Origin of the sequence: Variovorax sp. PMC12, from assembly GCF_003019815.1 — a bacterium.
Lineage (GTDB): Bacteria > Pseudomonadota > Gammaproteobacteria > Burkholderiales > Burkholderiaceae_C > Variovorax.
Genome location: NZ_CP027773.1, coordinates 3,540,667 through 3,559,145, shown reverse-complemented (window position 1 = coordinate 3,559,145; position 18,479 = coordinate 3,540,667). Strand labels below are relative to the sequence as shown.

General features: G+C 68.4%; 19 protein-coding genes. 11 read left to right on the top strand and 8 right to left on the bottom strand.

What is annotated here, in order from left to right:
• Positions 1-51 precede the first annotated feature (51 nt).
• The 3 genes from C4F17_RS16480 to C4F17_RS16470 all read right to left on the bottom strand — a co-directional run bounded on the left by C4F17_RS16480 (position 52) and on the right by C4F17_RS16470 (position 2,507).
• The gene (locus tag C4F17_RS16480; protein ID WP_106935964.1) at positions 52-855 is read right to left on the bottom strand and encodes an enoyl-CoA hydratase-related protein; all 804 of its coding nucleotides are present in this window, start codon (positions 853-855) and stop codon (positions 52-54) included.
• Between the two features lie 5 nt (positions 856-860).
• The gene (locus tag C4F17_RS16475; protein WP_106937588.1) at positions 861-2,039 is read right to left on the bottom strand and encodes an acetyl-CoA C-acetyltransferase; all 1,179 of its coding nucleotides are present in this window, start codon (positions 2,037-2,039) and stop codon (positions 861-863) included.
• Positions 2,040-2,174: 135 nt separating this feature from the next.
• Positions 2,175-2,507 (bottom strand): DUF2917 domain-containing protein, encoded by a 333-nt coding sequence (locus tag C4F17_RS16470; protein WP_106937587.1) that lies wholly within the window; start codon positions 2,505-2,507, stop codon positions 2,175-2,177.
• Between the two features lie 82 nt (positions 2,508-2,589).
• Between C4F17_RS16470 and C4F17_RS16465 the strand changes: the two genes are divergently transcribed.
• Entirely contained in the window at positions 2,590-3,516 is a 927-nt protein-coding gene (locus C4F17_RS16465) for a LysR substrate-binding domain-containing protein (protein WP_106935963.1), read from the top strand.
• Positions 3,517-3,523: 7 nt separating this feature from the next.
• Here C4F17_RS16465 and C4F17_RS16460 read toward each other — a convergent pair whose 3' ends face one another.
• Positions 3,524-4,102 (bottom strand): fasciclin domain-containing protein, encoded by a 579-nt coding sequence (locus C4F17_RS16460; protein WP_106935962.1) that lies wholly within the window; start codon positions 4,100-4,102, stop codon positions 3,524-3,526.
• Here C4F17_RS16460 and C4F17_RS32825 point away from each other — a divergent pair.
• Complete coding sequence (locus C4F17_RS32825) at positions 4,089-4,346, top strand: hypothetical protein (RefSeq protein ID WP_159053672.1); 258 nt, start codon at positions 4,089-4,091, stop codon at positions 4,344-4,346. The two genes, C4F17_RS16460 and C4F17_RS32825, sit on opposite strands and share 14 nt — an antisense overlap.
• A gap of 168 nt (positions 4,347-4,514) precedes the next feature.
• A complete protein-coding gene (locus C4F17_RS16455; RefSeq protein WP_106935961.1) occupies positions 4,515-4,730 on the top strand; it encodes a hypothetical protein in 216 nt (71 codons plus the stop codon).
• Here C4F17_RS16455 and C4F17_RS16450 read toward each other — a convergent pair.
• Positions 4,709-6,016: an MFS transporter gene (locus tag C4F17_RS16450; RefSeq protein ID WP_106935960.1), complete on the bottom strand. Its 1,308-nt coding sequence runs from the start codon at positions 6,014-6,016 to the stop codon at positions 4,709-4,711. The genes C4F17_RS16455 and C4F17_RS16450 overlap by 22 nt on opposite strands.
• Before the next feature lie 162 nt (positions 6,017-6,178).
• Between C4F17_RS16450 and C4F17_RS16445 the strand changes: the two genes are divergently transcribed.
• Positions 6,179-7,381 carry a PDDEXK nuclease domain-containing protein gene (locus C4F17_RS16445; protein WP_106935959.1) on the top strand — a complete coding sequence of 401 codons (1,203 nt, stop codon included), beginning with the start codon at positions 6,179-6,181 and terminating at the stop codon, positions 7,379-7,381.
• Between the two features lie 48 nt (positions 7,382-7,429).
• Here C4F17_RS16445 and C4F17_RS16440 read toward each other — a convergent pair whose 3' ends face one another.
• The gene (locus tag C4F17_RS16440) at positions 7,430-9,604 is read right to left on the bottom strand and encodes a malate synthase G (protein WP_106935958.1); all 2,175 of its coding nucleotides are present in this window, start codon (positions 9,602-9,604) and stop codon (positions 7,430-7,432) included.
• A gap of 204 nt (positions 9,605-9,808) precedes the next feature.
• Here C4F17_RS16440 and hisC point away from each other — a divergent pair, with 204 nt between their 5' ends.
• Complete coding sequence (hisC, locus tag C4F17_RS16435; RefSeq protein WP_106935957.1) at positions 9,809-10,786, top strand: histidinol-phosphate transaminase; 978 nt, start codon at positions 9,809-9,811, stop codon at positions 10,784-10,786.
• A 24-nt stretch (positions 10,787-10,810) separates the two neighbouring features.
• Here hisC and C4F17_RS16430 read toward each other — a convergent pair whose 3' ends face one another.
• On the bottom strand, positions 10,811-11,551 hold the full coding sequence (locus C4F17_RS16430) for an IclR family transcriptional regulator (RefSeq protein WP_081270067.1): 741 nt from the start codon (positions 11,549-11,551) through the stop codon (positions 10,811-10,813).
• Between the two features lie 116 nt (positions 11,552-11,667).
• Between C4F17_RS16430 and C4F17_RS16425 the strand changes: the two genes are divergently transcribed.
• The 5 genes from C4F17_RS16425 to C4F17_RS16405 all read left to right on the top strand — a co-directional run bounded on the left by C4F17_RS16425 (position 11,668) and on the right by C4F17_RS16405 (position 16,262).
• Complete coding sequence (locus tag C4F17_RS16425) at positions 11,668-12,606, top strand: hydroxymethylglutaryl-CoA lyase (protein WP_106935956.1); 939 nt, start codon at positions 11,668-11,670, stop codon at positions 12,604-12,606.
• Complete coding sequence (locus C4F17_RS16420; RefSeq protein ID WP_106935955.1) at positions 12,599-13,789, top strand: CaiB/BaiF CoA transferase family protein; 1,191 nt, start codon at positions 12,599-12,601, stop codon at positions 13,787-13,789. The genes C4F17_RS16425 and C4F17_RS16420 overlap by 8 nt, the downstream gene beginning before the upstream one ends.
• 4 nt (positions 13,790-13,793) lie before the next feature.
• Positions 13,794-14,774 (top strand): Bug family tripartite tricarboxylate transporter substrate binding protein, encoded by a 981-nt coding sequence (locus C4F17_RS16415; RefSeq protein ID WP_106935954.1) that lies wholly within the window; start codon positions 13,794-13,796, stop codon positions 14,772-14,774.
• A 43-nt stretch (positions 14,775-14,817) separates the two neighbouring features.
• Positions 14,818-15,744, top strand: coding sequence for a LysR family transcriptional regulator (locus tag C4F17_RS16410; RefSeq protein WP_081270063.1), 927 nt, complete (start codon positions 14,818-14,820; stop codon positions 15,742-15,744).
• Positions 15,745-15,809: 65 nt separating this feature from the next.
• On the top strand, positions 15,810-16,262 hold the full coding sequence (locus C4F17_RS16405) for a DUF2214 family protein (protein ID WP_106935953.1): 453 nt from the start codon (positions 15,810-15,812) through the stop codon (positions 16,260-16,262).
• 57 nt (positions 16,263-16,319) lie between these two features.
• Here the strand turns inward: C4F17_RS16405 and C4F17_RS16400 are convergent, their stop codons facing one another.
• The gene (locus C4F17_RS16400) at positions 16,320-16,652 is read right to left on the bottom strand and encodes a hypothetical protein (protein ID WP_106935952.1); all 333 of its coding nucleotides are present in this window, start codon (positions 16,650-16,652) and stop codon (positions 16,320-16,322) included.
• A gap of 130 nt (positions 16,653-16,782) precedes the next feature.
• Between C4F17_RS16400 and argS the strand changes: the two genes are divergently transcribed.
• Positions 16,783-18,468, top strand: a complete 1,686-nt coding sequence (gene argS, locus C4F17_RS16395; RefSeq protein ID WP_106935951.1) for an arginine--tRNA ligase — start codon at positions 16,783-16,785, stop codon at positions 18,466-18,468.
• Positions 18,469-18,479: the final 11 nt, after the last annotated feature.

Genomic DNA, 18,479 nt, shown 5'->3' with positions numbered 1-18,479 from the left:
CATTGTCACGCAGCCCCCGGGCCGGCGCCAGCGGGCGCCGGTGTCGGAATGTCAGCGGCTCTCGAAGACCGGCGGGCGCTTCTGCAGGAAGGCGCTCACGCCTTCGCGGAAGCTGGGCCGGTCGATCAGCTCGCGCTGGCGTTCGCTCTCGTAGTGCAGCTGTTCCCCCAGCGAGTGGCGCTCCGAGGCGTCGAAGGCCTCGCGCGCCTCGACCACCGCATGGGCCGGCAGCCGGGCGAGGCGCTGCGCGACGCCGGTGGCTTCTTCCATCAGCTGCGCGTCGTCCACGCAGGACCAGATCAGGCCCCACTGCACCGCGCGCTCCGCGTCCACGCGCTCGTCGAGCAGCGCCATGCCCATGGCGCGCGCCCGTCCGGCGCGGCGCGGAATGGCCCAGGTGCAGCCGAGGTCGGGCACGATGCCGAGCTTGGGCAGGAAGGGCAGGTAGAAGTAGGCGCTGCGCGCCGCGATGGTCACGTCGGCCGCGAGCGCCAGGCCCACGCCCGCGCCGGCCGCCGGGCCGTTCACTGCGGCCACCACCGGCACCGGCAGGGTGCGCAGCGTCTCGATCAGCGGATTGCTGAGTTCCTGCATCCACTCGGCGGTTTGCGTGCCGAGCGACTTGCCGGCTTCGCCGGGCGCCATCGCGCTCAGGTCCGCGCCCACGCAGAAAGCCTTGCCAGCGCCGGTGAGGATCACGGCGCGCACCGCGCGGTCGTCGCGGATGCGCTCCAGCGCGTCGCGCAGCTCGACCTGCAGCTCGCGCGCGATCGGGTTCAGCTTGGCCGGCAGGTTCAGCGTGAGCGTGGCGATGCCGTCGTTCAGCTCGCAGAGGATGAAAGCCTGGTCGCTCATTGCCGTCAAAGCCTTTCCACGATGGTCACGTTGGCCATGCCGCCGCCTTCGCACATGGTCTGCAGGCCGTAGCGCTTGCCGCGCTTCGCCAGCGCGTGGATCAGCGTGGTCATGAGCTTGGTGCCCGAGGCGCCCAGCGGATGGCCCAGCGCGATGGCGCCGCCGTTCACGTTGAGCCGCGCCGGGTCGGCGTCGAGCGCCTGCAGCCATGCAATGGGCACGGGCGCGAAGGCTTCGTTCACTTCGTACAGGTCGATGTCGCCGATCTTCATGCCGGCCTTCTTCAGCGCGCGCTGCGTCGCGGGCAGCGGGGCCTCCAGCATGATGACCGGGTCGTGCCCCATCACGCTCATGTGGTGGATGCGCGCCAGCGGCTTCACGCCCAGCGCCTTCAGGCCGCGCTCGTTCACCACCAGCACGCCGCTCGCGCCGTCGCAGATCTGGCTCGCTGTGGCGGCGGTGCAGCGTCCGCCCTCGGCGATCAGCTTCACGCCCGCGATGCCTTCGAGCGTCGCGTCGAAGCGGATGCCTTCGTCCACCGTGTGCGCCTCGCCGCCGCGGGTGCCGTCGGCCAGCAGCACGTCGACGGGCACGATCTCGTCGTCGAACGCGCCCACGCGGGTCGCGGCGATCGCGCGGTGGTGGCTCTCCAGCGCGTAGCGGTCGAGCGCGCTTTTCTCGATGCCGTAGTTCCTGGCGATCATTTCCGCGCCGGTGAACTGGCTGAATTCAACCCCGGGGTAGCGCGCCTTCATCGCGGGGCTCATGTAGGTGCCCAGCCCCGCCTTCGCGGGCAGCGCGTTGGGCGTGAACATCGGCACGCGCGTCATGCTCTCGACGCCGCCCGCGATCACCGCGTCCATGCTGCCCGACATCACGGCCTGTGCCGCGAAGTGCAGCGCCTGCTGCGACGAGCCGCATTGCCGGTCGACCGATGTGCCCGGCACCGATTCAGGCAGCTTCGACGCCAGCACCGCGTTGCGCGCGATGTTGGTGGCCTGCTCGCCCACCTGGCTCACGCAGCCGAGGATCACGTCCTCCACCGCCGCCGGGTCGATGCCGCTGCGTGCCACCAGCGCGTTTATCACCTGCGCCGCCAGGTCCGCCGGGTGCCAGCCCGCGAGCTTGCCGCCGCGCCGTCCGCCGGCCGTGCGCGCCGCGGCGACGATGTATGCCTCTGCCATGTTCATGTCCTTCGTTCAGGAAGCCTGTGGAAAGCCGGACGCCCCAAAGCAAAAAAGCCGCCCGTCAGACAGCGGCGGCAATCGGGATGCATCGGGGCTCATGGGCATCGATGGTTCGACGCCCATGGTGCCCGGTCAAGCCGGGGACAACCCGTGGGGCAGGAGTCGCCAAGGCGACCGCGCGCCGGTGCGCTTGGCGAGAGGAATCGCGGCCGGCTGCGCATCCGACACGGTGATGCACGACGGCTCCAGCGCCGACACCAGCACGCGCCGGTGCTCGGTGCTCTCGAAGCGCTCGCCGGGCGCGAGCACGATGTCGCGCGCGTCGCGGTCCAGCGTGACCCAGACCGAGCCGCTGCGGCATTCGATGCCCACGCCGGCGCCGTCGGGCACGGCAAAGACGGAACGCGTCGGCAGGCTGACGTGAAAGCGCGGGGTGGCTCCGGATTTGGTGGGAGAGGTGCTCATGGCAAGCTCCATTGCATTCGTGATACGAATGAATATAGTGAGCCGGCCCCGCATTTACACGCGGTCATTCGGAACTCGTTGCATGCACCCAGAGAATGCGAAAGCCCCGGCCGGCGAGCTGCCGCCGCTCGAGCTGCTGCGCACCTTCGAAGCTGCGGCGCGGCGCCTGAGCTTCACGCTCGCGGCCGGCGAACTGCACCTGACGCAATCGGCGGTGAGCCGGCAGATCCAGCAGCTGGAGGCCAGTCTGGGCGTGCTGCTGTTCGAGCGGCGCCACCGCGCGCTGTCGCTCACCGAGGCCGGCGGCGTCATGCAGCGCGCCGTCACCGACAGCCTGGAGCGCCTGCGCGACGCCACCGCGCGCGTGCGTGCCAACTCCGCGCCGCGCCAGGTGGCGATCACCACCACGCCGGGTTTCGCGTCGCTCTGGCTCATTCCCAAGCTGGCGCGCTTCACCGGCACCCATCCGCAGGTGGACGTGCGCGTGTCGGCCACGCTCGATGTGCTCGACCTGGAAAGCAGCCGCATCGACATCGCCGTGCGCTTCGCGCCGATCAGCCGTGGCGTGGGGCCGGCGCTGTTCGAGGAATCGGTGGTGCCGCTGTGCGCGCCCAGGCTCGCCGATGCGCTGCATGTGCCGTCGGACCTGTCGGGCCTCACGCTGCTCACGGTCGACTACGCCGACCCCAGCGAGACGGCGACGACCGACTGGGAACCCTGGCTGCGCGTGATGGGCCTGGCCGACCTGCGCATGAAGAGCACGCTGCGCTTCACCCACTATGCCGACGCGGTGGCGGCGGCGGTGGCGGGGCAGGGCGTGGTGATCGGCCGGATGCCGCTGCTGCGCGAACTCGTGAGAGACGGCCGCCTGGTGGCGCCGCTGGGCGAAGGCGCCGTGTCGCGCCGCGCCTACTTCGTCGAGATGTCGAAGCGCGCCGCGGGCAACCGCGACGCGCAGGACTTCGCCCAATGGCTGCGCGACGAGGCGGACGCCGCGCAGCGGACCTGAAGGAGGATCAACCCGGCAGCAGCACCTTGTTGATCACGTGGATCACGCCGTTCGACTGGTACACGTTGGCGATGGTGACCATCGCGGTGCCGCCCTTGGCATCGGTCACCCAGATGTTGCCGCCGTTCATCGTCGCGGTCAGCGTGCCGCCGCTGGCGGTCTTCAGCACGGCCTTGCCGCCGCCCGCGTTGATCGCGCTCATCAGCGCGGGGCCGTCCATGCGGCCGGGCACCACGTGGTACGTCAGCACCTTGGTCAGCGTGGGCTTGTTCTCGGGCTTGAGCAGCGTGTCGACGGTGCCTGCGGGCAGCGCGGCGAAGGCCTGGTTGGTGGGCGCGAACACGGTGAACGGGCCGGGGCTCTTCAGCGTGTCGACCAGGCCTGCGGCCTTGACCGCGGCGACCAGGGTCGTGTGATCCTTCGAGTTGACGGCGTTGTCGACGATGTCCTTCGTCGGGTACATCGCGGCGCCGCCGACCATCGGGTTCGACGACATGCCGCTGCTGCCACTGCCGCTCATGCCCATGCCGCCAGCGCAAGCGCCGAGCAGGACCGAAACGCCGACTGCAATCATGAGTTTTTTCATTGAAGGCTCCTGGAAAGAATGGTTCTTGAAGGTGTCTGTGGAAACCGCCAACAGCTCGGAGGCGCGATGCGCTTGGATCGGATACGGGGCCGCTTCGCGTTTGGATTCGCACCCGGTTGCAGATTTGTGCCGCGTCGGCTTTGCGCCACAGCGGCGCATGCCGGCCTTGCGGTTCGTGCAGGCGCTCGCCAGAATCCGCCCTTCGTTTTTCGGCAACAGTTTCTTTTCTCACCGCGCCCGGTGACGACCGACCTCCCGGGCGACCACACCATTCAATGAAGCTTTTCCTGAACACCTGACAAGCACACCGACCGCCCCGGCCGGACGTGCATCCATGCACCCGCCGAGGCCCATCGACAAAGGCCCCGCGCAGCCATTCGCCGGGGCTTTCTGTTTTTCGGAGTGTGCGCACATGAGTGCTCAACGAAAGGCCCGTGACGACGACAAGCGTCTGGGCCGGTTCTACTTTTCGGTGCCGGCGACGGCACCTCGCAATCCCGTGGTGGCCGCGATGGCGCGCGGCGAATCCAACCAGAAGGCCGGGCGCCACCTGCGCACGCATCGCGCGGAACGGCGCGCGCAGAAGGTGGCCCTGCGGAAGGCCGACTATCGCTTCACGGAGGACTGACCGCCATGCGAGCGCGGCAGCACGAGGAACGCGAGCGTTCCCAGAGCCAGCATGCCGGCCACCGTGAGGAACACGGCGCGGAACGGCTCCGCGCCGTGCGCCACCGCCCACGACGCGGCCACGCCGGTGGTCCACTGCATCAGCGACACGCCGAGGAACATCGCCATGTTCAGCAGCGCCATCGCGCGGCCGGTCATCTCCGCCGGGTAGGCGTTCTTGGTGTACGCGTACTGCAGCACGCTGTAGCCCGAGAGCAGGCCGTAGATGACCGGCAGGCCGATGTCGACGACCGCCGAATGCGTCAGCGCCATCGCACCGAACATCAGCGCGCCGGCGACGGCGCAGCCCATCATCCAGCGGCCGCGCCGCGCGCCGCCCGGGTCCATGCGGCCGAACAGCGCGGGGCTGATCATGCCGGCCACGGTCATCACCAGCGCCACGTTGCCGCTTGCCACCAGCGACAGGCCGTGCCGATCGTGCAGCACCGGGCCGAGCCACAGGCCGCGCAGCGTGATGAACGCCGCGTAGGAAACGCAGGCAAAACACAGCAGCCCCAGCGTGTGGGGCATGGCGAACAGCGGCAGCAGTTCGCGCACCGCCTTGCGCAGCGACTGCCGCTCGGCCGGCGCCTGCTGCCCGCCGCCATCCACCGCCGCGCGCGCGGGTTCGCGCACGCGCCAGAAGATGACCAGCCACGAGAGCACCGCGAACCCGGCCAGCGCCGCGTAGCCGGCACGCCAGGATGCGGCTTCGATCAGCAATGCCAGCGGCGTGCCGGTGAACAGGATGCCCATGCCGGCCATGCTCATCACCAGCCCCGACATGGCGGTGAAGCGCGCCGCATCGAAGTGCCGCGCGATGAACACCGTGCACGCCAGGAACGCGGGCGCGCAGCCCACGCCGATCAGCGCCTGCCCCAGCAGCAGCGCATGGAAGCTCGGCGCCATCGCGCACAGCACCGCGCCCGCAATGGCCAGCGGAAAGGCGCTCAGCACCGTGCGGCGCACGCCGAACATGTCGATCGACACGCCCATGCCGAGCTGCATCACGCCGAACGTGAAATGGAAGGTGCCGGCCCACATGCCGAGCTGCTGCGGCGTCAGCCCGAAGTTCTGGGAGAGCGGCGTGGCCATCATCGCGCCCACGGTGCGGAAGGCCTGGCTCAGGGCGAAGGCCGTGGCAAGCGCGACCAGCATCGCTGTCGTGGAGGCGGACCAGTGTGAGAAGCGTGAGATGCGGGAGAGGCGTGAGCGCTCCGCGGGCTTGGGTGCCGCGTTCGGATTCATGAGGAGAGAAGGGCCGGAAGGATGAGGCGGCCTGAATGCTAATGGATTGCCATGCAGGCGTGGTCACCGCCGCGACGCGGCTTTCCACGCGGCGCATGATGGAAGGCGCCATAGCGTCGACCATGCCCCCATAATTTCTCACCACTCCTCCAGAGCAGCGCATTGCCCACCCCACCTACCACCCACGCCCGTGCGGCCAAGCCTCCGGGAGCAAAAGCCGTTTCGATTTTCAGCCGCGTTCGCGAGATCCTGGAGGCTGCGCGTGTCGGCGTGACGCGTACGGTCAATACGACGCAGGTTGCGGCCAACTGGTTGATCGGCCGCGAGATCGTCGAAGAAGAGCAGCGTGGGCAGCGCAGGGCAGGCTACGGCGTCAAGCTTCTTGCCGATCTGTCGGCACGGTTGAATGCCGAGTTCGGCCGAGGCTATTCCGTGGACAACCTCGAGGCGTTTCGGCAGTTCTATTTGAATTACCCCATGCTGATTTCCGAGACGGTGTATCGGAAATCGGCCGAGCCCATGGTGCTGCCTCCGGAGGCAAGTTCCGAGGCGACGTCTCGGAAATCCAAGGGCGACAAGGGATGGCAGCCCGGAGCTTTGCATTCGTCTCTGTCATGGAGCCACTATCGGCAGCTCCTGGGTGTGTCGAGGCCGCAGGCGCGTGCCTTCTACGAAATTGAGGCAATCCGCAACGCTTGGTCAGTGCGTGAACTGCAGCGGCAGACATCCAGCCTGCTCTACGACCGCCTGGCGAAGAGCAAGGACAAGAAGGGATTGATGCGGCTGGCGACGCACGGCCAGGAGGTGACACAGCCGCTGGACGCATTCAAGGATCCCATGGTGATCGAGTTTCTCGGACTGCCGGAGTCACCGAAGCTGGTGGAGTCCAGGCTGGAACAGGCACTCATCGACAACCTGCAGACCTTTCTGCTCGAACTGGGCAAGGGCTTCGCGTTCGTGTCGCGGCAGGAGCGAATCACGATCGATGGCGATCACTTCTACGTCGACCTGGTTTTCTATCACGCCGTGCTCAAGTGCTACGTGCTGATCGACCTCAAGGTTGGCAAGTTGACCCATGGCGACCTCGGCCAGATCCAGTTCTATGTGAACTACTATGACCGCGAACGTCGCACCGAAGGCGACAACCCCACGCTGGGTGTGATCCTGTGTCCTGACAAGAACGATGCCGTGGTGAAGTACACGCTCGGCGAGCAACAGGAGCGCAACATCTTCGCAAGCCGCTATCAGCTTCATTTGCCGACGGAGCAGGAACTCGAACGCGAATTGCGCCGTGAACTCAGGCAACTTTCCATGGGGTCGCCCGACGATGCGAAGCCCAAGAGAAAGGCAAAGCCGGGCGCATGAAAAACGGCACCTGAGGTGCCGTTCGCGTCAGTCGGGGCCGAGCAGGTTTCAGGCCTCGCCCTTGACCTTCAGTCGCCATGCATGCAGCAGCGGCTCGGTGTAGCCGCTGGGCTGCTCGATGCCCTTGAACACCAGGTCCTGCGCGGCCTTGTACGCGGCCGAGGTCGCGAAGTTGCCGGCCATCGGCTGGTAGAGCGGGTCGCCGGCGTTCTGCTCGTCGACCACCTTGGCCATGCGCTGGAAGGTCTCGTCGACCTGCGCCTTGGTGACCACGCCGTGCAGCAGCCAGTTGGCGATGTGCTGGCTGGAAATGCGCAGCGTGGCGCGGTCTTCCATCAGGCCGACGTTGTGGATGTCGGGCACCTTCGAGCAGCCCACGCCCTGGTCGATCCAGCGCACCACGTAGCCGAGGATGCCCTGCACGTTGTTGTCGATTTCCTGCTGGCGCTCTTCGGCGGTCCACTTGGCTTCGGCCGCGATCGGCACCTGCAGCAGCGCGTCGAGGATGTTGTCGCGCTCTGCGTCGGCGTCGATCTTTTCCAGCTCCTGCTGCACCGCGGTCACGCTGACCTGGTGGTAGTGCAGCGCATGCAGCGTGGCGGCGGTGGGCGAGGGCACCCAGGCGGTGTTGGCGCCGGCCTTGGGGTGCGCGATCTTCTGCTCGAGCATCGCGGCCATCAGGTCGGGCATGGCCCACATGCCCTTGCCGATCTGCGCCTTGCCGCGCAGGCCGCACGACAGGCCGACCAGCACGTTGTTCTTTTCGTAGGCGCCGATCCACGCGCTGGACTTCATGTCGCCCTTGCGGATCATCGGGCCGCCCTGCATGGCGGTGTGCATCTCGTCGCCGGTGCGGTCGAGGAAGCCGGTGTTGATGAAGGCCACGCGCGCGGCGGCCTCGGCGATGCAGGCCTTCAGGTTGACGCTGGTGCGGCGCTCTTCGTCCATGATGCCGAGCTTCACGGTGTTGGCGGGCAGGCCGAGCAGTTGCTCGACGCGGCCGAACAGCTCGCTGGCAAAGGCCACTTCGGCCGGGCCGTGCATCTTCGGCTTCACGATGTAGATGCTGCCGGTGCGCGAGTTGCCCTTGCGCTTCAGGTCGATGGTGGCGATGGTGGTGGTCACCACGGCGTCGAGGATGCCTTCCGGGATCTCCTTGCCGTCCGCATACAGCACGGCCGGGTTGGTCATCAGGTGGCCGACGTTGCGCAGGAACATGAGCGAGCGGCCGTGCAGCTTCACGGGCTTGCCGTCGGCGCCGGTGTATTCGCGGTCGGGGTTCAGGCCGCGCGTGAAGGTCTTGCCGCCCTTGGCGACTTCTTCGGTCAGCGTGCCTTCGACGATGCCCAGCCAGTTCGAATACGCGACCACCTTGTCGGCCGCGTCGACCACGGCCACCGAGTCTTCGAGGTCGAGGATGGTCGAGAGCGCGGCTTCGAGCACCAGGTCGCTCACGCCGGCCGCGTCGCTCTTGCCGATGGGCGTGGAGCGGTCGATGCGGATGTCGAGGTGGATGCCGTTGTGCTTGAGCAGCACCGACGACGGCGAGGCGGCGTCGCCCTGGTAGCCGATGAACTGCGATGCGTCGGCCAGGCCGGTGCTGCTGCTCTGCAGCGCGACGACCAGCTTGCCGTCCTTCACGCTGTAGCCGGTGGCCTGCTTGTGCGAGCCGTTGGCCAGGGGCGCGGCCTGGTCGAGCACGTTGCGCGCGAACTCGATGACCTTGGCGCCGCGCACCGGGTTGTAGCCGGAGCCCTTCTCGGCGCCGCCGGTTTCGGGAATGGCATCGGTGCCGTAGAGCGCGTCGTACAGCGAGCCCCAGCGCGCGTTGGCGGCGTTCAGTGCGTAGCGCGCATTGAGGATGGGCACCACCAGCTGCGGGCCTGCCTGCAGCGCGAGTTCGGAGTCGACGTTGGCCGTGGTGGCCTTCGCGCCCTTGGGCTGCGGCAGCAGGTAGCCGATCTTCTCGAGGAAGGCGCGGTAGGCCGGCATGTCGGCGATGGGGCCGGGGTTCTTCTTGTGCCAGGCGTCGAGCTCGCTCTGCAGGCGGTCGCGTTCGGCGAGCAGGGCGATGTTCTTCGGCGCGAGGTTGCTGACGATGGCGTCGAAGCCTTTCCAGAAGACGTCGCTGGCCACGCCGCTGGCGGGCAGGACCTTGTCCTCGATGAAGCGGTGGAGCTCGGTCGCGACCTGGAGTCCGTGGGCGGTGGTGCGGGCGGTCATGGGGTTCTCCTTGAGAAAGATGCAGTCTTGGGATGAACTTTATTCGATACTTTGCTGGCCAGTAAGAGCCGCAAGCGGGATTTATCCGTGACAAAAATAGAGGTAATCGAACGAGCGAGCTGCGGCGCGCAAAGGGTAGGCACTGACAAGAATGCCGTGACCGCCGGATATATTTAACTTCTTAAATAAATCCCGACCTGTTCCATGATTCTGCTGGCCTCCAACGAAAACCCCCTCGGCATGCCCGAATCGGCCCGTCGCGCCGCCGCCGCCGCGCTCGAGGGCGCGGGCAACTACCCCGACAGCAACGGCACGGCCCTGAAGAACGCGCTGGCCGCCCGGCTCGACGTGCCGGCCGACTGGCTCACGCTGGGCAGCGGGTCGAGCGAGATCCTCGAGCTGGCGGCCCAGGTGAGCCTGAAGCCGGGCGAGGGCGTCGTCTATTCGCAGTACGGCTTCATCGTCTATGCCGCGGCCACGGCGCATGCCCACGCGCACGCAACCGTCGTGCCGGCGCGCGAGTTCGGCCACGACCTCGACGCCATGCGCGCCGCCATCGGCGACGACACCAGACTGGTGTTCGTGGCCAACCCCAACAACCCGACCGGCACCTTCATCGACGCCGCGCCGCTGCTGGCCTTCTTGCAGTCGGTGCCCGCGCATGTGACGGTGCTGCTGGACGAGGCCTACACCGAATACCTCTCGCCCGCGCAGCGCTACGACAGCATCGAGTGGGTGCGCCGCCTGCCGAACCTGATCGTGGCGCGCACTTTCTCCAAGGCCTTCGGCCTGGCCGGGCTGCGCATCGGCTACGGCGTGTCGCAGCCGGCGCTCACGGCGCGCATGAACGCACAACGCCCGCGCTTCAACGTGACGACGCCCGCACAGGCCGCCGCGGTGGCCGCGCTCGGCGACACGGACTTCCTGGCGCGCACCTACGTGCTCAACACCGCGGGGCGCGACCAGCTCGCGGCCGGCTTCAAGGAGCTTGGCCTGCCCTGCGTTCCTTCTTCCGGCAACTTCCTGATGGTGCAGGTCGGCGATGCGCAGGCGGTGCATGCGCGCCTGCTGGCCGCCGGCATCGAGGTGTCGCTGCTCGGCCCCTACGGCCTGCCGCAATGGCTGCGCATCAGCGTGGGGCTGCCCGAGCAGAACCGCGCGGTGCTCGCCGCGCTGCGCTGACTGACGGACTGACGCCGGGCGGCGTCAGACCTGCCCGCTCAGCTCCTTCGCCGCGGCGCGCACCGGCTCGATGTAGCGCTCGTCGTACCGGTGCGTGGGCATCGTCAGCGTCACGGCCGCCGCGAGGCTGCCGTCCGCATGGAACACCGGCGCCGAGATTCCCGCCAGCTCGGCGGTGCGGTCGCCCACCAGCGCGCAGTAGCCCCGCGCGCGAATGTCCTCGTAGAGCTTGCGTTCTCCGGCGCCGAGCGGCAGGTCGCGCTCCGGGCCGAAGGCGATGAGCACGCGCGCGCCCGCGCCCCGGTCGTTGGGCAGCAGGTCGCCGGCGCGCACGTGGTCGCGCACCACGTGCGATGAATCGATCCGGAACTGGCACAGCCGCACCCAGCTGCCGCCCTGCGCCTGCCGCACGTGATACGCCGCGCTTTCGCCGGTGGTCGCCGCGAGCGCGCGCAGCACCGGCAGCACGATGCGGTCGACCGAAAGCGACGCCGCATACAGCCCATGCAGCCGCGCGATCTCCATGCCCAGCGCATAGCGGCCGTCGTCCTGGCGGCGGATCAGCCGCGCGTGTTCGAGCGAAGCCAGCAGCCGCAGCACGGTGCTCTTGTAGAGCTGCGTGCGTTCGGCGAACTGCGCGAGAGACAGCGCCTCGTCGCCCGGGCGGAACGCCGAGAGCAGGCTCAGCGCGCGGTCGACCGCGGCGGCGCCGCCGGGGGCGGCATTCAGGTCGGAGGCGGATTGAGTCTGGGCTTTGCGTGGCATGGGCGGGAATGGCTCGGCTTGACAGCCAGGGCGGATCGGCGGTCTAATTCTGTTTAACGGAATATAGTTCTATAAGACAGAACGGTCAAGAGATTCCATCACAGGAGACAGATCCGATGACACCCCCAGACGTCCTCATCAGCGAGGTCGGCCCGCGCGACGGCCTGCAGTCGGTCAAGGCCACCATGCCCACCGCCAGCAAGCTGCGCTGGATCGACGCGCTCCATGCCGCCGGCGTGCGCGAGATCGAGGTCGCTTCCTTCGTGCCCGCGAAGCTGCTGCCGCAGATGGCCGACGCCGCCGAGGTGGTGCGCCATGCCATCACGCTGCCCGGGCTGGTGGTGATGGCGCTGGTGCCCAACCGCAAGGGCGCGCAGGCCGCGCTGGAGGCCGGCGTGCACAAGCTCACCATGCCGGTGTCTGCGAGCGTGGCGCATTCGCTGGCCAACGTGCGCAAGACGCCGACGGAAATGGTGGAAGAAGTGCGCGCCATCTCCGAGCTGCGCAACGCCATCGCGCCGCGCGTGAAGCTGGAGGCGGGCATCTCCACCGCCTTCGGCTGCACCCTGCAGGGCCTGGTGCCGGAAGACGACGTGATCCGCCTGGCCGCGCAATGCATCGAGGCCGGCGCGGACGAATCGGGCCTGTCCGACACCGTCGGCTATGCCAACCCCGCGCAGGTGCGCCGGCTGTTCAGGCGGCTGCGCGCGGAGATCGGCGTGCACGCGGGCGCCGCCCACATGCACAACACGCGCGGCCTGGGCATCGCCAACTGCCTGGCGGCGTGGGACGAGGGCGTGCGCACCTTCGACGCTTCGCTCGGCGGCCTGGGCGGCTGCCCCTATGCGCCGGGCGCCTCGGGCAATGCCGTGACCGAAGACCTCGTCTTCATGTTCGAGGCCATGGGCGTACGCACCGGCATCGACATCCGGAAACTCATCGCGGCGCGCGCGCCGCTCATGGCCGGCCTGCCGGGCGAGCCGGTCTACGGCATGACGCCGGAAGCCGGATTGCCCAAGGGCTTCGTCCAGGAACACATCGCACAACATGTCTGAAGCCAATCCCCTGCCGTACGCCGGCGTTCGCGTCGTCGAGTTCACCCACATGGTCATGGGCCCGACCTGCGGGCTGCTGCTGGCCGACCTCGGCGCCGAGGTCATCAAGGTCGAGCCCATCGAGGGCGACAACACGCGCCGCCTGCTGGGCTCCGGCGCGGGTTTCTTCCCGACCTTCAACCGCAACAAGAAGAGCATCGCGCTCGACCTGAAGAAGCCCGAGGGCGTGGAGGCCGCGTTGCGCCTCATCGCCACCGCCGACATCGTCAGCGAGAACTTCAAGCCCGGCACCATGAAGAAGCTGGGGCTGGACTACGACACGCTGGCCAGGCTCAACCCGCGTCTCATCTACGTGAGCCACAAGGGCTTCTTGCCCGGCCCCTACGACCACCGCACCGCGCTCGACGAGGTGGTGCAGATGATGGGCGGCCTGGCCTACATGACCGGCCGCGCCGGCGACCCGCTGCGCGCCGGCACCAGCGTGAACGACATCATGGGCGGCATGTTCGGCGCCATCGGCGCGATGGCCGCGCTGCGCCAGCGCGAGCTCACCGGCAAGGGCTGCGAGGTGCAGTCCGCGCTGTTCGAGAACAACGTGTTCCTGGTGGCGCAGCACATGATGCAGTTCGCCGCCACCGGCAAGGCGGCCGACCCGATGCCCAGCCGCATCTCGGCCTGGGCGGTGTACGACGTGTTCACCGTGAAAGACGGCGAGCAGATCTTCCTGGCGGCCGTCAGCGACAAGCAGTGGGCCATCTTCTGCAAGGCCTTCGGCCTGGAGGACATGCTGGCCGATCCGCGCCTGAAGACCAACAACGACCGCGTGCTGGCGCGCGACTGGATGATGCCCATCTTGCGCTCGCACCTGGCGGACCGCAGCGCCGCCGAGCTGGCCGCCGTGTTCGAGCGCAACGAGCTGCCCTTCGCGCCCATCACCAAGCCGCAGGCGCTGTTCGACGACCCGCACCTCAACGCCACCGGCGGCCTCGCGCCGGTGCGCATGAACGACGGCAGCACGGCCAAGGTGCCGCTGATGCCGTTCACGCTGGACGGCGAACGCCCCGGCATCCGGCTGCAGCCGCCGCACATCGGCGAACACAGCCGCGAACTCCTCAAAGAAGTGGGCTACAGCGACGAACAGATCGCCGCGCTCGCAAAACACAACATCACCCTCGGAGACTGACCCCATGCAATCGATCACACGGCGCGCACTGCTCGCCTGCGCCGCGGCCGCGGCATGCCTGAGCGCCGCACCCGCCCTCGCCGAGACGGCCTGGCCCGACAAGCCGGTGCGCCTCGTCGTGCCCTACACGCCCGGCGGCGCCACCGACATCGTGGCGCGGCTGATCGCGCAGAAGGTCATGGACGACACCAAGTGGACCTTCATCGTCGACAACCGCGCGGGCGGCAACGGCAACATCGGCATGGACGTGGTGGCCAAGGCCAAGCCCGACGGCTACACCATCGGCCTGGGCCAGACCGCCAACCTCGCGATCAACCCGACGCTGTTCCCCAAGATGCCCTACGACGCGCTGAAGGACCTGGTGCCGGTGGCCGTGGTGGCCTCGCAGCCGGTGGTGCTGGTGGTGCGCACGGAGGCGCCGTACAAGTCGCTGGCCGAACTGGTCGCGGCCGCCAAGGCCAGGCCGGGCGAGATCAAGCAGGCGCTCGCGGGCACCGGCACGCTGGGCCACATGGCCGGCGAGGTGCTCGCCAAGCGCGCGGGCTTCAAGGTGCTCAACGTGCCCTACAAGGGCGCCGCGCCCGCCATCACCGACCTGCTCGGCGGGCAGACCGACTACATGTTCGCCACGCCGCAGGGCGCGCTCTCGATGGTGAAGGGCGGCAAGCTGCGCGCGCTGGCCGTCACCTCGGCCAAGCGCCTGCCGGTGATGCCCGACGTGCCGACGGTGGGCGAGAGCTACCAGGGCTTCGAGGCGGTGGACTGGAAGGCCATCGTCGTGCCCGCCGGAACGCCCGCCGACATCGTGAAGAAGCTCAACGCCGCCATCGGCAAGGCGCTGGCCAGGCCGGCGACCATCTCGCAACTGCTGGCCGAAGGCAGCACGCCCGGCGGCGGCAGCCCGGAGCAGGCGGCGCAGTACATCAAGGCCGAGCATGCGCGCTGGGGCGCGGCGGTGCGCGAGGCGGGCGTGCGGCCCGAATAAGGCCGCTTCCTTCGCGGGGCGGGGGGATATAGTTCCGCCCGCCATGGACCGCCTCAAGCAGCTCGAATCCTTCGTTTCCGTCGCGACCCGGGGCGGCCTCACCGCCGCGGCCAAGGCCGAGGGCGTGGCCCCGGCCATCATGGGCCGCCGGCTCGACGCGCTCGAAGAGCGGCTGGGCGTCAAGCTGCTGGTGCGCACCACGCGCCGCATCACGCTCACGCACGAGGGCAGCGCCTTCCTCGAAGACTGTCAGCGCCTGCTGACCGAGTTCGCCAACGCCGAGGCCAGCGTGAGTGCCGGCGGCGTCAAGGCGAGCGGCCACCTGCGGGTGACGGCGCCGGCCGGCTTCGGCCGACGCCACGTCGCGCCGCTGGTGCCGCGCTTTCATGCGCTGCATCCGGAGGTGACGATTTCGCTGAACCTCAGCGACCGGGTGGTCGACGTCACCGGCGAGAGCTTCGACTGCGCGGTGCGCGTGGGCGACCTGCCCGATTCGTCGCTGGTGAGCGTGCGCTTGGCCGACAACCGCCGCCGCTGCGTCGCCACGCCCGACTTCGTGCGCCGCCACGGCAAGCCGAAGCATCCGGGCGAGCTTTCGCGCTTTGCCTGCCTCACGCTGTCGAGCGACGCCTCGCAGACGCGCGGCTGGGCCTTTCGCGTGACCACCGAGGCCGGCGCCCAGGAGCTGATCCACCTGCGGCCCAGCGGCCCGCTCGATTGCTCCGACGGCCAGGTGCTGCACGACTGGTGCCTGGCCGGCCACGGCATCGCCTGGCGCAGCACCTGGGAGGTAGAGGCCGAGATCGACGCCGGCCTGCTCGTGCCGCTGCTCGACGAATTCGCCGCGCCGCCCAACGGCATCTACGCGGTGTTCGCGGGCGCCAAGCACCTGCCGCTGCGGGTGCGGCTGTGGCTTGATTTCCTCAAGGAGCAATACGGGAACCCGGAATTCTGGGGCGGCAGGGCGTAGGTGGCCTTCGCGGCGGCACAATCTCTGCGCAATTGCAACCTGCTGCATTGAGAAGAAAGCCATCGATGACCCTCGAAGCCATCCTCGCCTATCTGCACATATTGGCCATCCTGACGATGGTCGTGTTCATCTCCAGCGAAGCGGCGCTGTGCCGGGTGCAGTGGCTCAACGCAGCGGTGGTGGAGCGGCTGGCCAAGGTCGACATGGTCTACGGCATCGCGGCCATCGCCGTGCTCGCCACCGGCATCGCGCGCACCTGGTGGGGCATGAAGGGCACGGCCTGGTACTGGACCAACCCGCTGCTGCACGTGAAGCTGGGGCTGTTCATCATCGTCGGCGTGCTTTCGATCTTCCCGACGCTCACCTATTTCCGCTGGCGCAAGACGCTGCGCGCCACCGGCAAGCTGCCGGACGAGGCCGACATCAGGAAGACGCGCAAGCTGGTGATGGTGCAGGCGCACCTGATCGCGCTGATTCCGCTGGTGGCGGTGTTCCTGGCGCGCGGCTTCGGCAAATAGGAAGCCGGGACGAAAAAAAGCCCGCGCGAGGCGGGCTTCTTCAGCGTTGGCGGTGAATCAGCCCTTGGCTGCGTCCGCTTCGCACTTCTTCATGAAGCTGTTCTTGGCGGCGCCGGCCAGGGCCTTGCCGTTCTTGTCCACAGCCTTGGTGGCGCAGGCGGGAGCGGCGGCGGCCTTGGCGTCCTTTTCGCACTTCTTGACGAAGCTGGCCTTGGCAGCGCCGGCCAGGGCCTTGCCGTTCTTGTCGACAGCCTTGGCGTCGCAGCTGGCGCCGGCGGCCGGCGCGGCCATGGCGGCGGGAGCGGCCGCCGGTGCGGCGGCCTTGTCTTGCGCGTAGGCGCCGAAGGAGAGACAGGCGCCCAGGGCTACCAGGGAAAGGAACTTCTTCATGGTGATATGTCCTTGCAAGGTTGGTTGTGACAGTTGCCCCGCCCCGGGGCCGACCATCGTAACGGGCCAGGTTCACGATTGGATGACCATCGTCAACAGCTCCCGGGTTTGCCCCCGGTAAAATTCGCAGATGCTATTGGTCAAACAGGAGCTGCTCGCGGCGCTCGCGAACACGCTCGAATCCCTCTCGCCCGGCGCTGGCTCCAAAGCCGCGTTCGAGTCGCCCAAGGTGGCCGCCCATGGCGATTTCGCCAGCACGGCAGCCATGCAGCTCGCCAAACCGCTAGCGCGCAAGCCGCGCGAGCTGGCCGAACAGCTCAGCGCCGCCTTGCTCGCAACCCCCGCTTTCGGCCAATGGGTCGAGGCCATCGAGATCGCCGGCCCCGGCTTCCTCAACATCCGCCTGAAGACGGCGGCCAAGCAGCAGATCGTGCGCGAGGTGCTGTCGGCCAGCGAAAGCTTCGGCCAGCAGCCCGCCACGGGCGAGAAGGTGCTGGTCGAGTTCGTCTCCGCCAACCCGACTGGCCCGCTGCACGTCGGCCACGGCCGCCAGGCCGCGCTGGGCGACGCCATCTGCAACCTGCGCGCTTCGCAGGGCGAGAGCGTGTGGCGCGAGTACTACTACAACGACGCCGGCGTGCAGATCCAGACGCTGGCCAACAGCACCCAGCTGCGCGCGCGCGGCTTCAAGCCCGGCGACGCCGAGTGGCCCAGCGGCGAAAAGGCGCCGGCCTACAACGGCGACTACATCGCCGACATCGCCGAAGACTTCAAGGCCAAGAAGACCGTCAAGTCGGAAGACCGCGAAGTCACCGCCACCGGCGACATCGAGGACATCGACGCCATCCGCGAGTTCGCCGTGGCCTACCTGCGCCGCGAACAGGACCTCGACCTGCAGGCCTTCCGCGTGCACTTCGACCAGTACTACCTGGAGTCGAGCCTCTACACCAGCGGCCGCGTCGAGGCCGCCGTGCAGAAGCTGGTGGCCGCCGGCAAGACCTACGAGCAGGACGGCGCGCTGTGGCTGAAGTCGACCGACTACGGCGACGACAAAGACCGCGTCATGAAGAAGCAGGACGGCACGTACACCTACTTCGTGCCCGACGTGGCGTACCACATCGCCAAGTGGGAACGCGGCTTCCACAAGGTCGTCAACATCCAGGGCACCGACCACCACGGCACCATCGCCCGGGTGCGCGCCGGCCTGCAGGCCGTGGGCGAGGGCATCCCCGAGGGCTACCCCGACTACGTGCTGCACACCATGGTGCGCGTGGTCAAGGGCGGCGAGGAGGTCAAGATCAGCAAGCGCGCCGGCAGCTACGTCACGCTGCGCGACCTGATCGAATGGACCAGCACCGACGCCGTGCGCTTCTTCCTGCTGAGCCGCAAGCCGGACACCGAGTACACCTTCGACGTCGACCTCGCGGTCACCAAGAACAACGACAACCCGGTGTACTACGTGCAGTACGCGCATGCGCGCATCTGCTCGGTGCTGGCGGGCTGGGGCGGCGACCGCGCCACGCTGGCGGGCGTCGACCTGTCGCCGCTGGAAAGCCCGGCGGCCCAGGCGCTGATGCTGCTGCTGGCCAAGTACCCGGCCATGCTCACCGCCGCCGCGCGCGATTTCGCCCCGCACGACGTCACTTTCTATCTGCGCGAGCTGGCCGCCAGCTACCACAGCTACTACGACGCCGAGCGCATCCTGGTGGACGACGAGAAGGTCAAGCTGGCCCGCCTGGCGCTGGTCGCCGCGACCGCGCAGGTGCTGCACAATGGCCTCGCGATTCTCGGCGTCAGTGCGCCGAGCAAGATGTGAACCACCCCACC